This is a genomic window from Acetoanaerobium noterae (assembly GCF_900168025.1).
In the GTDB taxonomy this organism is placed as follows: Bacteria; Bacillota; Clostridia; order Peptostreptococcales; family Filifactoraceae; genus Acetoanaerobium; species Acetoanaerobium noterae.
This window is the reverse complement of sequence record NZ_FUYN01000005.1, coordinates 26,658-39,733: the sequence shown is the minus strand read 5'-3', so window position 1 is coordinate 39,733 and position 13,076 is coordinate 26,658. Positions and strand designations below refer to the sequence as shown.

The following is a 13,076-nucleotide window of genomic DNA, read 5'->3' as shown; positions in this document are numbered from 1 at the left end:
ATATCACTCCTCATAATACTTTTTTATAATAGAATAAAGTTCCTGATTAAGACCCAAAAATTTACAGATGTTTAAAGCATCTTTGGGAACTGCTTCATCTTCACATTTTTCTAGAGTATAATCCATAAGTTGCTGAAGTAGCTCATGATTACTTGATGATTCACTAATGCTACTAACTGATAACTTATCAAAATCTATATTTTTTAATCCTCGTACTCTATACTGAACCACATCTTTTAAATCAATACTGTCATAGTGAGTACTAATCACGGAAAATGTATCTTTATCATTTAAAAATCTCACTACTGCATTGACAATAGCTTTTCCTTCTTGTGGATTTGTTCCTCTTGCAAGCTCATCCATGACAATAAGACCTCTCCCGCTAAGGGACAAATCTATAGCTTCATCTAAAGCTTTAATTTCAGCACCAAAACTACTTAAGCCTCTATTAACAGACTGCAAATCATCCATTATCATATAAATATAGTCAAGTACCGGAAGACTTACATAATCCGCAAAAACAAAAAAACCTAGTTGAGCTAAAGTAACATTTAGAAGCAAGGTTTTAAGTGTTAAAGACTTACCTCCCATGTTTGCTCCAGTTATCACAGTCGCTCCTTCTTGAAGCTTTAAACCAACAGGAACATAGCTACTTCCTTTTTCCTTTAAAATACTATTAAAATACGGATTATTCATATTATCCAAATGAATTTCATATGTATCCGTTATTTTAGGACAGTTACACTTATAATCCTTAGCAAGCTTTGCTTTTGCGATAAGCAAATCTAAATAGGTAACTAAATTAATATTTTTTTCTATAATATAAGCAAAGTGTCCTAGCTTCTTTGTAAGCTCTTTTCTTATTTCTTGCTCTCGTATCTCTTCTTGATAAACTAAATCTCGTCGTTTAGATAAGGTTTTTTCAATTAAGTCACTATTTGTTTCATTTCTGATTTCCTGCTCAAGTCTTTTTTTATCTTTTCTAATTTTACTTAAATTTTCACAATAATCGTCATAAATCATAAATGTTGGCAATTTCATACCTTCAGGATCTAAAAGAGCATATACATCATTAAGGCTTTCAAGTTCAAAATTTTGAATTGAAATATTATTGGTATGGACGGCTTTAATTAAAGAATTTACATAGTAAGAAAATAATTTAACTTCATAAAGTTCAACAATGTCTAAAGTTCGTTGTTTTTTTAAATTGGTTATAGTTCCAGAAATATCTTTAATTTTGCTTAAAATTGAAGCAAACTGTGTGTAAACTTCTTTACGATTTATTATATTATCTAAACAATACGATATATTACTAAATTCAACTAATAGTTTTTCCTTGTTATCTTTTCCAAATATTTCAAGATTTTTAATTCTATTTCTACCCATAGGAGTTAGTATTTTCATTTGAGAAAAGACAAAATTCAAGCCTATATCTCTTATTTCTTCTTTTTTCAGCTTATACATAACTATCTCTCCCAAATACATTAATTGCATTAAGTCCCGTACTTTCTTGCAATGCTTTTCTTAAATCTTCATCATCCAAACTAGCTCCAGTAGGAGATGTGGGATTATAATATAATTCTTTTAAATTTATATGGTACTGAACATATATATTGATTGAGTGCCTCTTCATCTGATTATAAACATCTACTCCTATAAAAATTTTAGTACCATCCTCTACAACAACGTCTATGGCCTTATTTTTATGTTTTTTTGAAAGTAGCTTTTTAGAAAGATCTTCAGATAGTACTCCTTTAATATATATTGTTTCAACTTTATCATCAAGAAAGCTATCTATTTTTTCAGCAACCTCAGTAGATGTCTGCGCTTCAAGGAATACTTTGGACTGGTCATTAGCTATAATTACTGCCCTGTGACTTGGTAATAATTCTAATTTTCCTAAATCATCACTTAATTCATGTCTTGGTAAGCTGAGCATTTTTACAACATGAGCAGTTTTTTCCACTACAGTTTTAATATTATTTCCAAGTACAGCTCCAGTACAAAGTACAGCAGAATCAACTATTGCAGGTGAACATTGAGTCATTCTAGAAATAGCTCCATCGACATAAATTTGATCTGCTTTGTATTCTTTTAGCTTACTTACGATTTCTTTCATTTGTGAAGTAGTAGATGGTCCTGCTAAATCTATATATCCATCACTTTTAGAACGAATAAAAACAATATTTCCCATTGGAGTATTTATACCTGTAGATTCAAGAATTTCTTTAGTAATATCAGACTGAAACATACATATCTTAGCTGTCGCAAGTATAGTGTCCTTTTTTACATATATCTTAGGCTTAGGCGTGTGAGTAACTCTATCTACAGATTCTCCATCTCTTCCAATAGAAGTAAGACCAAGGACATCACTGCCCTTAGTCTTACTAAGAATATAATTTAATACAGTAGTCTTGCCCACGTTTTTATCCATTCCAATTATTGCTGTTGAGCGAGAGTTACTTATTACTTTTGACATTTTTTAGTGATGTCCTCTTTGTTTTCTTTCCAAACCCTCTGGTTCAAGTGTTGCTGTCTCTCCATTAAGAAGTCCAGCTACTCCAACCTTATGAACATTTGTTTTTCCTGTACATACATCGCAGTCACAGTGGAAAGTATAATGATCAGGCTCATCGTAAGTTGTAATTACACCTTCAAAGTTACGTAAAATAACTTTATTGTGATTTTGTGAAATAACATAGTTTGGCATAACTGGAGTTTTTCCTCCTCCACCAGGTGCATCCACAACAAATGTAGGAACGCAGTATCCTGAAGTATGTCCTCTTAAGCCTTCAATTATTTCTATTCCCTTTGCAACTGGAGTTCTAAAGTGCTCAATTCCAACTGAAAGGTCACATTGATAAATATAGTAAGGTCTTACTCTTATTTTAACTAAATCATTTACTAGTTTTTTCATAACGTGCATGCAATCATTTACACCTGCAAGAAGCACACTTTGATTCCCAAGAGGAATACCTGCATCAGCAAGTAACTCACATGCTCTTTTAGACTCTTCAGTAATTTCATTAGGATGGTTGAAGTGTGTATTTAACCATACTGGATGATACTTTTTAAGCATAGACACTAGTTCTGGTGTAATTCTTTGTGGCATTACAACTGGTACTCTTGAGCCTATACGAATAACCTCAACGTGTGGTATTTCGCGAAGTCTTTTGATTGTGTACTCAAGCTTTTCATCTGAGATTAATAGAGCATCTCCTCCTGAAAGTAGAACATCTCTTACTTGTGGAGTATTTTTGATATATTCAATCGCAGCATCTATTTGCTTAGTATCAACAGCAGAATCTGTTTGACCAGCGAATCTTCTTCTAGTACAGTGTCTGCAGTACATTGAACATTGATCAGTCATTAAAAGAAGAACTCTGTCAGGATATCTATGTGTAAGTCCTGGAACTGGAGAATCTCCATCTTCATGAAGTGGGTCTTCTTGATCAGAAGCTGCTCTATGTAGCTCTAAAGAAAGAGGTACAGCTTGCTTTCTTACAGGGTCATTTGGATTTTCTACATCAATTAGAGATAGATAGTATGGAGTAATAGCCATTCTTAATGTATCAAGACATCTTTTTACCCCTTCCTCTTCTTCTGGAGTAAGTGGAATATATTTTTTAAGTTCTTCAACAGTTTCAATACGATTTCTTACTTGCCATTTCCAATCGTTCCAATCTTCTTGGCTAACGTGTGAAAAAAACTTATCCTTTAAACTCATAGCAAGACCTCCTTATTAATAAACAATAAATAATAAATAATAAATTAATACCTCGGTAAATTATAGATACATCTTTTCAAATGTAGTTCTAACTATTTCTGATTCTCTAAGTATTTGAAGAGTTATCTCAGCATGTCCTTTTGTGTATCCATTTCCAATTATCATATCAACGTCTTTTCCAACTCCCTCAGCACCTAAAGCTGCTTTTGTAAAGCTTGTTGCCATTGAGAAGAAGTATACTGTTCCGCCATTTCTGATTGGAAGTATTGAAGACATTTCTGTATTTTCTACGTTTACGCAGTTGATTGATATATCATATTCGTTCCCGTTATTTGCTGCTAAGCTTGTTTCTAAAACTTCAACTGGAAGCTGAGCACTTGCTATTATTACATCATCAACTATACCCATTTCCAATAGTTTTGCTTTACTTTTTTCATTTCTTACAAGACCAACTACTCTTCCTGTTGGGCCTACTCTTTTCTTAGCTTCATAGCAGCACATCATTCCAGATTTACCAGCTGCCCCAAGAATTAGAACTGAATCTCCAGGTTTAACAAGCTTTGCTGTTTGAGCAGGTGCTCCAGCTACATCTAGTGCTGCAAGAGCTAAAGTTTCGCTCATGTCAGTTGGTAGCTTTGCATATATACCGCTTTCAAATAATATAGCTTTACCTTTAATTTCTACTCTATCTATGTCTGGCTTAATATCGATTATTTCGTCTATTTGAAGTGGAGTTAGTGAAAGTGATACTAATGTAGCTATTTTATCTCCTACTTTTAAATCAATTTTGCCTTCTAGATCTTCACCGATTTTTTCAATAGTTCCAATCAGCATTCCTCCTGAACCAGTAACAGGATTTTGCATTTTACCTCTTTCTCCAACAATTTCTAAGATTTTTGCAGCAATTTTCTTTGTATCATGACCAGCTTCTTCTTCAATTTGAGTAAAGCTTGCTGAGTCAACATTCAATGCTTGTACATCTATTAGTATCTCATTACTGAAGATGTTCATATCATTAGAAATTTTAAGTGCAGGTTGTGGTAGTGATCCTTTTGGTTCAATTACACGATGAGTTCCATATTTACAGCCTTTCATTACAAATCCCTCCAATTTTTATATAAATTAATTTTATTATTAACTATGTTATTTAAATGCTTTTTTACTTATATTTAAAATTATTTAGAAATACCTAGTATTTCTCTTGCCTCTGCTGGAGTAGCTACTGGTCTTCCAAATTCTTTAGCTAATCTTACGACTTTTTCAACTAACTCACCGTTGCTTTTAGCTGGAACACCTTTTTCTATGTAAACGTTGTCTTCAAATCCAACTCTTACATGGCCTCCTGTAATAATGGCCATCGCTGCCATTGGGAATTGATTTCTTCCCATTGCTGATACCGTAAATGATGATTCACTTGGAATGCTTCCAATTAAAAATACTAAATCTCTTGGTGTTGCACTTATTCCTCCATTTACACCCATAACGAAATTAAAGTGCATTGGAGTTTGGATATGACCTTTTTTAGCTAACCTAATTGCCATATCAATCATGCTCTTATCGAAAACTTCACATTCTGGTTTTACACCATTTTCAATCATATATTTCGAGAAATTTATAATCATATTCTCTGTGTTTACAAAGATTTCATCTCCGCCAAAGTTACATGTTCCGCAGTCTAATGATGCCATCTCTGGTTTAAGAAATACTGGTTGAAGTCTTTCTTCATCTGTCATTCCTACAGCTCCACCAGTTGAAGGTTGAATTATTGCATCTGGACAGGCTTCTTTTATCGCATCAATACACATTTTAAATCTTTCTTTTGATTGAGTTGGAGTACCATCGTCCTCTCTTACATGAAGGTGGATAACGCTTGCCCCAGCATCATAAGCTGATTTTGCTTCTCTTACTATTTCCTCCACTGTATAAGGAACATTTGGGTTGTGTTCTTTTGTAACCTCTGCTCCACAAATTGCAGCTGTTATAATTAACTTTTCCATTCTTATCCCTACTTTCTTTGTTTATCCTTAGGAACTACACAAGTACCACTAGCACGACATACTACAATCGGGGTTTCAAGTACATCGCATGCCGAATCATTTATATCTGTTCTTGGAACAATCACTTTTCTTGCTTCAAAAACCATTTTTCTTGATGTATTACCTTGCTCTGTGATGCTTCCTTCAACTTCTATGTAGTCGCCAGCAAAAACTGGAGCCATAAACTCAACCATGTCATAAGCTTTAAAAAGTCCTTCGTCTCCATCATTCATTATAAGTAGTTCCGTTGCCACGTCTCCGAATAGTTGAAGCATTCTAGCCCCATCTACAAGACCACCGCCATAATGAGCGTCATGAGCACTCATTCTAATTTTAAGTACAGATTTCATTTTGATTGCCTCCTTAAAAATAAATAAAACTAAAAAAGCGCTATTTACGTCATGACATGCATGACGTAAATAGCGCTCCATGATTAACATGGCAATGGTAAGTGCTGAACATTACCACCAAAGAAATATCCAAGAACGAATAAGTCTCTTCGGCAACAAAGACATTAGTACAATTCATCGAGTGTTCTTACTCTTAGCATAATTGTATTACCTTCTTGTTGCACCTCTATTTACGAATTTTTATAATTTTCATTTTGATTATAATCCTTAGTTATATAATTGTCAATAAAGGAAAATTTAAAAAATTTAAATATTAATCAATTTCTCTGTAATTTAAGTCTCCTCTTTTTAAACCATTTATGAATAATTCAGCAGAAGCAAGGTTTGTAGCAAGTGGTATTGCGTGAACATCACATAATCTAAGTAGAGCTTGTACATCAGGTTCATGTGGCTGTGCTGTAAGAGGGTCTCTTAAAAAAATAATCAAATCCATATTGTTCTCAGCAATTTTAGCACCTATTTGCTGATCTCCACCTAGAGGACCTGATAGAAACTTATGAACACTTAACCCTGTCATTTTTTCTATTAATCGTCCTGTTGTTCCTGTCGCAAATAAATTATGTTTTTTAAATATTTCTGAATACGCAAGAACAAAATTAATTAAAATATCTTTTTTATGGTCATGTGCAATTAATGCTACGTTCATAATATACACTCCTAATTTAGAAATTAATTTTCCTTCGTTTGACAGATACATTAAATACAAGAGCAAGAGCCATCATGCTTGTAAGCATAGAGCTTCCTCCATAGCTTACAAACGGTAGAGTTACTCCTGTTACTGGCATTACTCCCATAGTCATTCCTACATTTTGAACAAATTGATATAAAAACATAGAAGTAATACCGACTATGATAAGAGTACCATAAAAATCTTTAGCAGAAGTTGCAAGGGCATAAAGCCTTTTAAAAAAAACAAAATATAATATTAGAACAACTGACATCCCTATCAAACCAAATTCTTCACCTAAAACAGCAAAAATAAAATCACTGTCTGTTACAGGTAAAAATCCATATTGATTTTGAGTTCCATTAAATAGTCCTTTTCCAAATATTTTTCCTGAACCGATTGCGATCATCGATTGAATAACCTGAAAATTCCCTTCAAAGGATGGGTCTCCTGGATTTAAAAAAGCATCAATTCTTGTCCTTTGATGAGGTCTAAGAATGTAATTATATATAATTGGAGAACATACAAGTGCGCCCAATATTGCATATAAAACTACTTTCAAATTCAATCCTGATATATATAGCATTCCAAATATTATAAAAGAAAAAACAATTGCCCCTCCAAGGTCTGGTTGCATCATAACGAGAATAATAATAGGAAAAGGATACAAAACAGCTAAAAATATTTCTTTTAAATCATGTAGCATATCTTTTCTTTCTTCTAGATATTTTGCATAGCCTAAAATAAAAGTTAGTTTTACAAGTTCAATAGGCTGAAAATCTATTATTTTTAAATCAATCCAAGATCTAGCTCCAAATTGTGCTTTTCCTAATCCTGGAACATATACAAGAAGAAGTAGTCCTATTCCTAAAATATACAATTGCTTTTCATAATTTTTAAAATCATTATAATCGAAAAACATAAAAAATATTATAAAGAATATGCCCAAAATATATGATGCGCTTTGAATTATTAATCTCTTGTAGCTTCCACCTTCATTAACACCAGTTGCACTGGAAATTAAAATTAAACCAATGCTAAAAAGAAAAAAAACAATTATAAACAATATAAAGTCAAAATCTTTATATTTTTTTAAATCCATATTAATGCTCCATTCAATAGCTTAACTACTTCATTCTTTTGATAGGTATGTTTGCAACAAGGGCCGGAACCATTTCAGAGTTATCTTGGCTCTTAGTTTTTATCATCTTAACTTCGATATGCTCCTCATCCACTTCCATATATTTTTCAATTGCAAGTAAAATATCTCCTTTTAATGCTTCTAAAACAGTTGGAGAATAATTTCCCTTATCATGAATCAGGACAAGCTTTAATCTTTCTTTAGCAACATTTTTGCTAGAATTTTTGTCGTTTGAAAAAATCTTAAAGATATCAAGCATGATAGCACCTCCTCACTATTTTAGTCCAATAAGTTTTTTTAATTTTGACATAAAGCCTTCGTTTAAATTTAAGTCAATAAAAGGTATTTCTTCACCTTGGATTCTTTTTGAAATATTTCTATATGCTTGCCCCGCTAATGATTTTTGATTTGTAACAGCAGGTTCCCCTCTGTTTGTAGAAATAACTATATTTTCATCATCAGGAACTACGCCAATCAAATCTATGGCCAAAATATCTAGAATATCATCGATATTCATCATATCTCCTCTTTGAACCATATCAATTTTTAATCTATTAATTATAAGTTTAGGATTATGTATTTCACTTGCTTCTAAAAGCCCAATTATTCTATCCGCATCTCTAACAGCTGAGACTTCAGGAGTTGTAACTACTATAGCCTCATCAGCACCTGCAATAGCATTTTTAAATCCATTTTCTATACCTGCTGGGCAATCAATCAGTATGAAATCAAATTCTTCTCTTAAAGTATCACATAGTTTTTTCATCTGCTCAGGACTTACAGAGTCCTTGTCTCTTGTTTGAGCTGCAGGAATTAAATATAAATTTTCAAACCTTTTATCTTTTATCATTGCTTGTTTATATTTGCATCTTTCTTCGACAATATCAACTAAATCATAAACTATTCTATTTTCAAGTCCCATAACTACATCTAAATTTCTAAGTCCAATATCTGCATCAATCACTATCGTTCTTTTGCCTTCTAGACTTAAAGCTGTACCTAAATTTGCTGTAGAAGTTGTCTTTCCAACTCCTCCTTTTCCTGAAGTTATTACAATAACTTTAGACATACTTTGTGCCTCCTCTAATAAATCATCTTTATATTTTTGTAGGGTAATTTTCGATAACTATATGTCCATCATGTACAAATGCAATCTGAGGCAAGCTATTTGAAGAATATGTATCGTCATCTGGAGATATTGCAATTACTGAAGATATTCTAAGTTGTATAGGATTAAGTTTTATAGCAGAAACAAAAGCTGATTCATCGCCTTTACTTCCAGCATGAGCTATCCCTCTAAGTACTCCCATTACAACTATATTCCCATCTGCGATTAATTGCGCTCCTGGGTTTACATCCCCTAAAACCACTATATTCCCTTCATATTCTACAAAAGCTCCAGATCTAATGGTATTTTTTATAAATTTTGTAGGCTTTTCTCCATTTGTATTATAATACATAGTGTCTGAAGAGAGCTTGTTGATGATGGGTTTTTCTTTTTTTGAAAAATTAATATTATATTTTTCCTTTAAAAAATTGATTAAGTCTAGCTTTTCTTTTTCGTTTAAATTTGTAGCATAAATATCACAAAATTGTGAGCCTTTGAAAAAAAATAAATTAGAATTAATTTTATCAATTAAATTTTTTCTAGCTTCTTCATAGTCAGCTTCATTATTTATAACTATAATGAATCCATCCTTAGTACCTTTAAATTCTATTGTATCTTTTAAAGATTTCATCAACTAGTCCTCCAAATATTATATACTATATTATAAAATTATTCTTTATAAACTTTATCAATTGTTTAGTTAATTTGTACTATTCTCATCAACTTGCTCTTGCTCTGAAGTCGTAATGTCCTCATTTTGATTATTTATTCCAAAATACTGAGCAATTATTTCTCTTGCTACCGGACCTGCATAGCCACCACTGCCTCCTTGAAATATCAGGGAAACTACAGCTATTTCAGGATTGTCATGCGGAGCATACGATACAAACCACGCAAAATTGTCATAGTTGTCTTTAAACCTATTTATATCTTCATCTGATAGACTGGGATTTAATTCCAATATCGCTCTTCTAAGATATCTATGTGATGCAAGATTTTCTGTTGATTCCGATTTGAGTTTGTTTGCTAAATTAACTGCTTGAGTCTTATCTACTCTATAGTCTCTCATATGTGATAGTAAATACTCTTCTTCGTCAATAGCTGGGATTTTACCACTTTTTTGTGCTGTACCTGTTTTTGCTGCAACTTTTATTGGGAAGTTCTGAAAGATTTCCTTTGCAGTTCCTTCATCTGTAACATCGATCATCCCTCTTCTTAAATACTCTAGATTATCTTTGTTTACAGGTATTTCTTCAGATTTTCTCGCAATTTTAGCAATATCTGATTTATCATATTTCTCTATTCTATCAACTACAGTTACTCTATTTAAGTATCCATTGTTTGCAATGGCTGAAATATAATTCGCAATTTGAAGAGGTGTATAAGCATGGGCTCCCTGTCCAATAGATAGGTTAAAAGTATCTCCAGTTTTCCAGGTCCCTTGATTGTAATAGCTGTATTTAACGTATTCAGCAATTTCAACTGCTAAATCTTCCTTTACCTTTAGCTCTTTCATTCTATTTATAAGTTCTGTTCTAGATGGGTTTTCATCCATCCATGAAACAATTTTGTTTATTCTTTCTTCATATAATGGACTAGAGCTGGTAATATCTGTAAAGTAATTTCTCATCTTTGCATTAATAGAATAGTATAAAGCCTTTCTCGTTTCCTCTAGCTTTTGCTTAGGATCTGGAACCTTACCAGAAACCTCTTCAATTTGAATACCAGTAAAATCATCAAGCCCAAATAGTTTAGCCATATCAAGAATTTTTCCAGAATTCATCTCAACAGGCAGAGGTTTTTCTTTTGCATAATCGTAACCTACACTTATGCTATAGAAATAATAATTACATGAGTCTCTTAGTGCAGCGACTAAATCTTCTTCACCATGTTTCCCACCATAATCATTCCAAAACCAGCAACCGAATCTTCTTCCACCCATCTCTATAAAGCCTTCATCTTTAATTTTGTAGTTTGGATCAAGTCCACTTTCAAGCGCTGCTAGTCCAGTTATCATTTTAAAAGTTGAGCCAGGTTGGACTGAAGTCATTGTAGCAATGTTATATAATGGCTTTGGTGACAAAGGATCATTCAAATTTTCTGGCATTAAATTATCCATGTCGCTTGCTGAAACTCCAGTAGTAAAAATATTTGGATCATAATCTGGATAGCTAGCCATAGCTAGAACTTCTCCAGATTTTACATCTAAAGCCACAACCGCTCCAGATGCAGCTTTATTATAAATTTTATTATTCTTTCTTAACCTTACATTTCCCCATTCACTTTCATAAGTTCCTCCAGTTTGAATTAATTCCAGAGTTTTTTTAAGTGATTCCTCTGCAACTTTTTGCAAATCTGAATCTATGGTTAAATAAACTGTATCTCCAGATAAAGGAGTTTCATAATCTATGCTGTTAATAAGTCTCCCAAAAGCATCTACTTGAACTCTTCTATAACCATTTTTTCCCTTTAGAATTTCCTCATATTTTTTTTCTATTCCTGTTTTCCCTATTATATCTGAGCTATTGTATTTTTTTTCATTTACGTATTTAGCTATTTCTTCTTGAGTTGAAATCCTTCCAATTTGACCTAGTATGTGCGAAGCAAGACTTCCATTTGGATAATATCTTATAGGATTGATTTGAACAGTTACCCCAGGTATATCAATAGAAAGCTCTTCAATTGTAGATACCGTTTTTTCAGATACATCGACAGCTATTTGCACTGGTTCATATTGGAAATATCCTTTTGATTTGAGCATATCTCTTATTACTAAGATATCCCTCACTTTTGTATCATTTAGATTGTCTGGTATCTCATAATATTCTTTAATTAATTTATAAGCTGCACTTGCATCTATATTTTTATCCTTAATTTTATATTTTGCTAACCACTCCTGCTTTCTAATCTCCTCTGTAAACTCCCATCTACTAACTGAAATTGGTGGATAAAATCCTGCGTTATTTAGTTTTTTTTGCAAATCAACTGCAGGCTCTTCCTCTGTGGCTTCAATTAAGCCTTGATCTTTTGCATTTTGAACGACAGTATAAAAACTGTCTTTTGCATCCTTGCTAAGCTCAATGTTGTTCTTTTCTTTCCACTGGCTTATTTTTTCATCAAAAGCAAAAAATAATTCTGCTCCATTATTTTTTATAGGGAACTCATCACTAACTGCTTCGTTATTATTTCTAAGAATTTCCATTAATTTCAAAGCTGTATCATTTATCTTTTCTTTTACTAATTCATTCTGAGAAATCAAAACTGTAAAGCTCGGTCTATTTCCAGCTAAAAGCTTGCCATTTCTATCTTTGATTTCACCTCTAGGCGCTTGAGATTCGATTTTTTTATAAACTTTGTTTTCAGCAACAGAATAAAAATCGTCACCTTGAATTATTGTCATATAGGACATTCTTACAAATAATCCAACAAAAACTATGCATATAAATGCATACATTATCTGAAATCTATTATTAGTATCTAACTTCATCTTGTTCACCACTGTTCTTCAACCTTATTGAGTACAATATTTAATGGATAAAATAAAAAAGCTGAGATTATCCCATTTATAAATACAGCTTCTACTATTCTTAATAAAAATATTCCTAACTCTATACCTCTAAATCCAATAATTGTTGAAATCAACAAATTATCTATAATTGTTGCAATTATTACTAGAAGTATAACTGTAAAAATATTCTCTTTAAAGACTTTTTCTTTTAAACTTCCATACAAATAGCCTACAGCAATGAATAGTAGCCCATAGTAACCAAAGTACTTACCAACGCTTATATCAATAATCAAGCCTAAGGCTAATCCAATTATTGATGCCTTTTCTGATCCTATGTATATAGAAATAAACACCAAGTAGATTAATATAAGATTTGGTCTAAAAGAAAAAAACATTAAATCTATATCATTTAAAATAGTATTCGAAAAAACTATTAATAATAAACCAATTACAAAGTATAAAATATTCTTCACAATTAT

General features: G+C 32.2%; 13 protein-coding genes and 1 riboswitch. All 13 genes read right to left on the bottom strand.

What is annotated here, in order from left to right; translation table 11 throughout:
- Positions 1–3: 3 nt before the first annotated feature.
- Positions 4–1,464 (bottom strand): lysine 5,6-aminomutase reactivase ATPase KamC, encoded by a 1,461-nt coding sequence (kamC, locus tag B5X47_RS09865; protein WP_159446455.1) that lies wholly within the window; start codon positions 1,462–1,464, stop codon positions 4–6.
- Complete coding sequence (kamB, locus tag B5X47_RS09860; RefSeq protein WP_079589991.1) at positions 1,457–2,479, bottom strand: lysine 5,6-aminomutase reactivase subunit KamB; 1,023 nt, start codon at positions 2,477–2,479, stop codon at positions 1,457–1,459. The genes kamC and kamB overlap by 8 nt, the downstream gene beginning before the upstream one ends.
- A 3-nt stretch (positions 2,480–2,482) precedes the next feature.
- Positions 2,483–3,727 (bottom strand): lysine 2,3-aminomutase, encoded by a 1,245-nt coding sequence (gene kamA / locus B5X47_RS09855; protein ID WP_013361595.1) that lies wholly within the window; start codon positions 3,725–3,727, stop codon positions 2,483–2,485.
- 60 nt (positions 3,728–3,787) lie between these two features.
- On the bottom strand, positions 3,788–4,822 hold the full coding sequence (gene kdd / locus B5X47_RS09850) for an L-erythro-3,5-diaminohexanoate dehydrogenase (RefSeq protein WP_013361596.1): 1,035 nt from the start codon (positions 4,820–4,822) through the stop codon (positions 3,788–3,790).
- Positions 4,823–4,902: 80 nt separating this feature from the next.
- Positions 4,903–5,724: a 3-keto-5-aminohexanoate cleavage enzyme gene (gene kce, locus B5X47_RS09845; protein WP_079589990.1), complete on the bottom strand. Its 822-nt coding sequence runs from the start codon at positions 5,722–5,724 to the stop codon at positions 4,903–4,905.
- 8 nt (positions 5,725–5,732) lie between these two features.
- Positions 5,733–6,113, bottom strand: a complete 381-nt coding sequence (kal, locus tag B5X47_RS09840; protein WP_079589989.1) for a 3-aminobutyryl-CoA ammonia lyase — start codon at positions 6,111–6,113, stop codon at positions 5,733–5,735.
- A 62-nt stretch (positions 6,114–6,175) separates the two neighbouring features.
- Positions 6,176–6,350: riboswitch (Lysine riboswitch) on the bottom strand.
- Between the two features lie 76 nt (positions 6,351–6,426).
- Positions 6,427–6,819 (bottom strand): methylglyoxal synthase, encoded by a 393-nt coding sequence (mgsA, locus tag B5X47_RS09835; RefSeq protein ID WP_041487139.1) that lies wholly within the window; start codon positions 6,817–6,819, stop codon positions 6,427–6,429.
- A gap of 16 nt (positions 6,820–6,835) precedes the next feature.
- Positions 6,836–7,942 carry a rod shape-determining protein RodA gene (rodA, locus tag B5X47_RS09830; RefSeq protein ID WP_079589988.1) on the bottom strand — a complete coding sequence of 369 codons (1,107 nt, stop codon included), beginning with the start codon at positions 7,940–7,942 and terminating at the stop codon, positions 6,836–6,838.
- A 25-nt stretch (positions 7,943–7,967) separates the two neighbouring features.
- The gene (minE, locus tag B5X47_RS09825) at positions 7,968–8,240 is read right to left on the bottom strand and encodes a cell division topological specificity factor MinE (RefSeq protein WP_013361601.1); all 273 of its coding nucleotides are present in this window, start codon (positions 8,238–8,240) and stop codon (positions 7,968–7,970) included.
- 15 nt (positions 8,241–8,255) lie between these two features.
- Positions 8,256–9,050, bottom strand: coding sequence for a septum site-determining protein MinD (gene minD / locus B5X47_RS09820; RefSeq protein ID WP_079589987.1), 795 nt, complete (start codon positions 9,048–9,050; stop codon positions 8,256–8,258).
- 28 nt (positions 9,051–9,078) lie between these two features.
- The gene (gene minC, locus B5X47_RS09815; protein ID WP_079589986.1) at positions 9,079–9,720 is read right to left on the bottom strand and encodes a septum site-determining protein MinC; all 642 of its coding nucleotides are present in this window, start codon (positions 9,718–9,720) and stop codon (positions 9,079–9,081) included.
- 69 nt (positions 9,721–9,789) lie between these two features.
- Positions 9,790–12,576: a penicillin-binding transpeptidase domain-containing protein gene (locus B5X47_RS09810; RefSeq protein ID WP_242951040.1), complete on the bottom strand. Its 2,787-nt coding sequence runs from the start codon at positions 12,574–12,576 to the stop codon at positions 9,790–9,792.
- A gap of 5 nt (positions 12,577–12,581) precedes the next feature.
- Positions 12,582–13,070, bottom strand: a complete 489-nt coding sequence (gene mreD / locus B5X47_RS09805) for a rod shape-determining protein MreD (protein WP_159446454.1) — start codon at positions 13,068–13,070, stop codon at positions 12,582–12,584.
- Positions 13,071–13,076: the final 6 nt, after the last annotated feature.

Excerpts from the sequence above, each read along its gene's own strand:
- kal (WP_079589989.1), bottom strand. The coding sequence starts at position 6,113 with ATGAAATCTGTACTTAAAATTAGAATGAGTGCTCATGACGCTCATTAT.
- rodA (WP_079589988.1), bottom strand. The coding sequence starts at position 7,942 with ATGGATTTAAAAAAATATAAAGATTTTGACTTTATATTGTTTATAATT.
- mgsA (WP_041487139.1), bottom strand. The coding sequence starts at position 6,819 with ATGAACGTAGCATTAATTGCACATGACCATAAAAAAGATATTTTAATT.
- kamC (WP_159446455.1), bottom strand. The coding sequence starts at position 1,464 with ATGTATAAGCTGAAAAAAGAAGAAATAAGAGATATAGGCTTGAATTTT.
- kamB (WP_079589991.1), bottom strand. The coding sequence starts at position 2,479 with ATGTCAAAAGTAATAAGTAACTCTCGCTCAACAGCAATAATTGGAATG.
- minD (WP_079589987.1), bottom strand. The coding sequence starts at position 9,050 with ATGTCTAAAGTTATTGTAATAACTTCAGGAAAAGGAGGAGTTGGAAAG.
- kce (WP_079589990.1), bottom strand. The coding sequence starts at position 5,724 with ATGGAAAAGTTAATTATAACAGCTGCAATTTGTGGAGCAGAGGTTACA.
- minE (WP_013361601.1), bottom strand. The coding sequence starts at position 8,240 with ATGCTTGATATCTTTAAGATTTTTTCAAACGACAAAAATTCTAGCAAA.
- kamA (WP_013361595.1), bottom strand. The coding sequence starts at position 3,727 with ATGAGTTTAAAGGATAAGTTTTTTTCACACGTTAGCCAAGAAGATTGG.
- B5X47_RS09810 (WP_242951040.1), bottom strand. The coding sequence starts at position 12,576 with ATGAAGTTAGATACTAATAATAGATTTCAGATAATGTATGCATTTATA.
- kdd (WP_013361596.1), bottom strand. The coding sequence starts at position 4,822 with ATGAAAGGCTGTAAATATGGAACTCATCGTGTAATTGAACCAAAAGGA.
- minC (WP_079589986.1), bottom strand. The coding sequence starts at position 9,720 with ATGAAATCTTTAAAAGATACAATAGAATTTAAAGGTACTAAGGATGGA.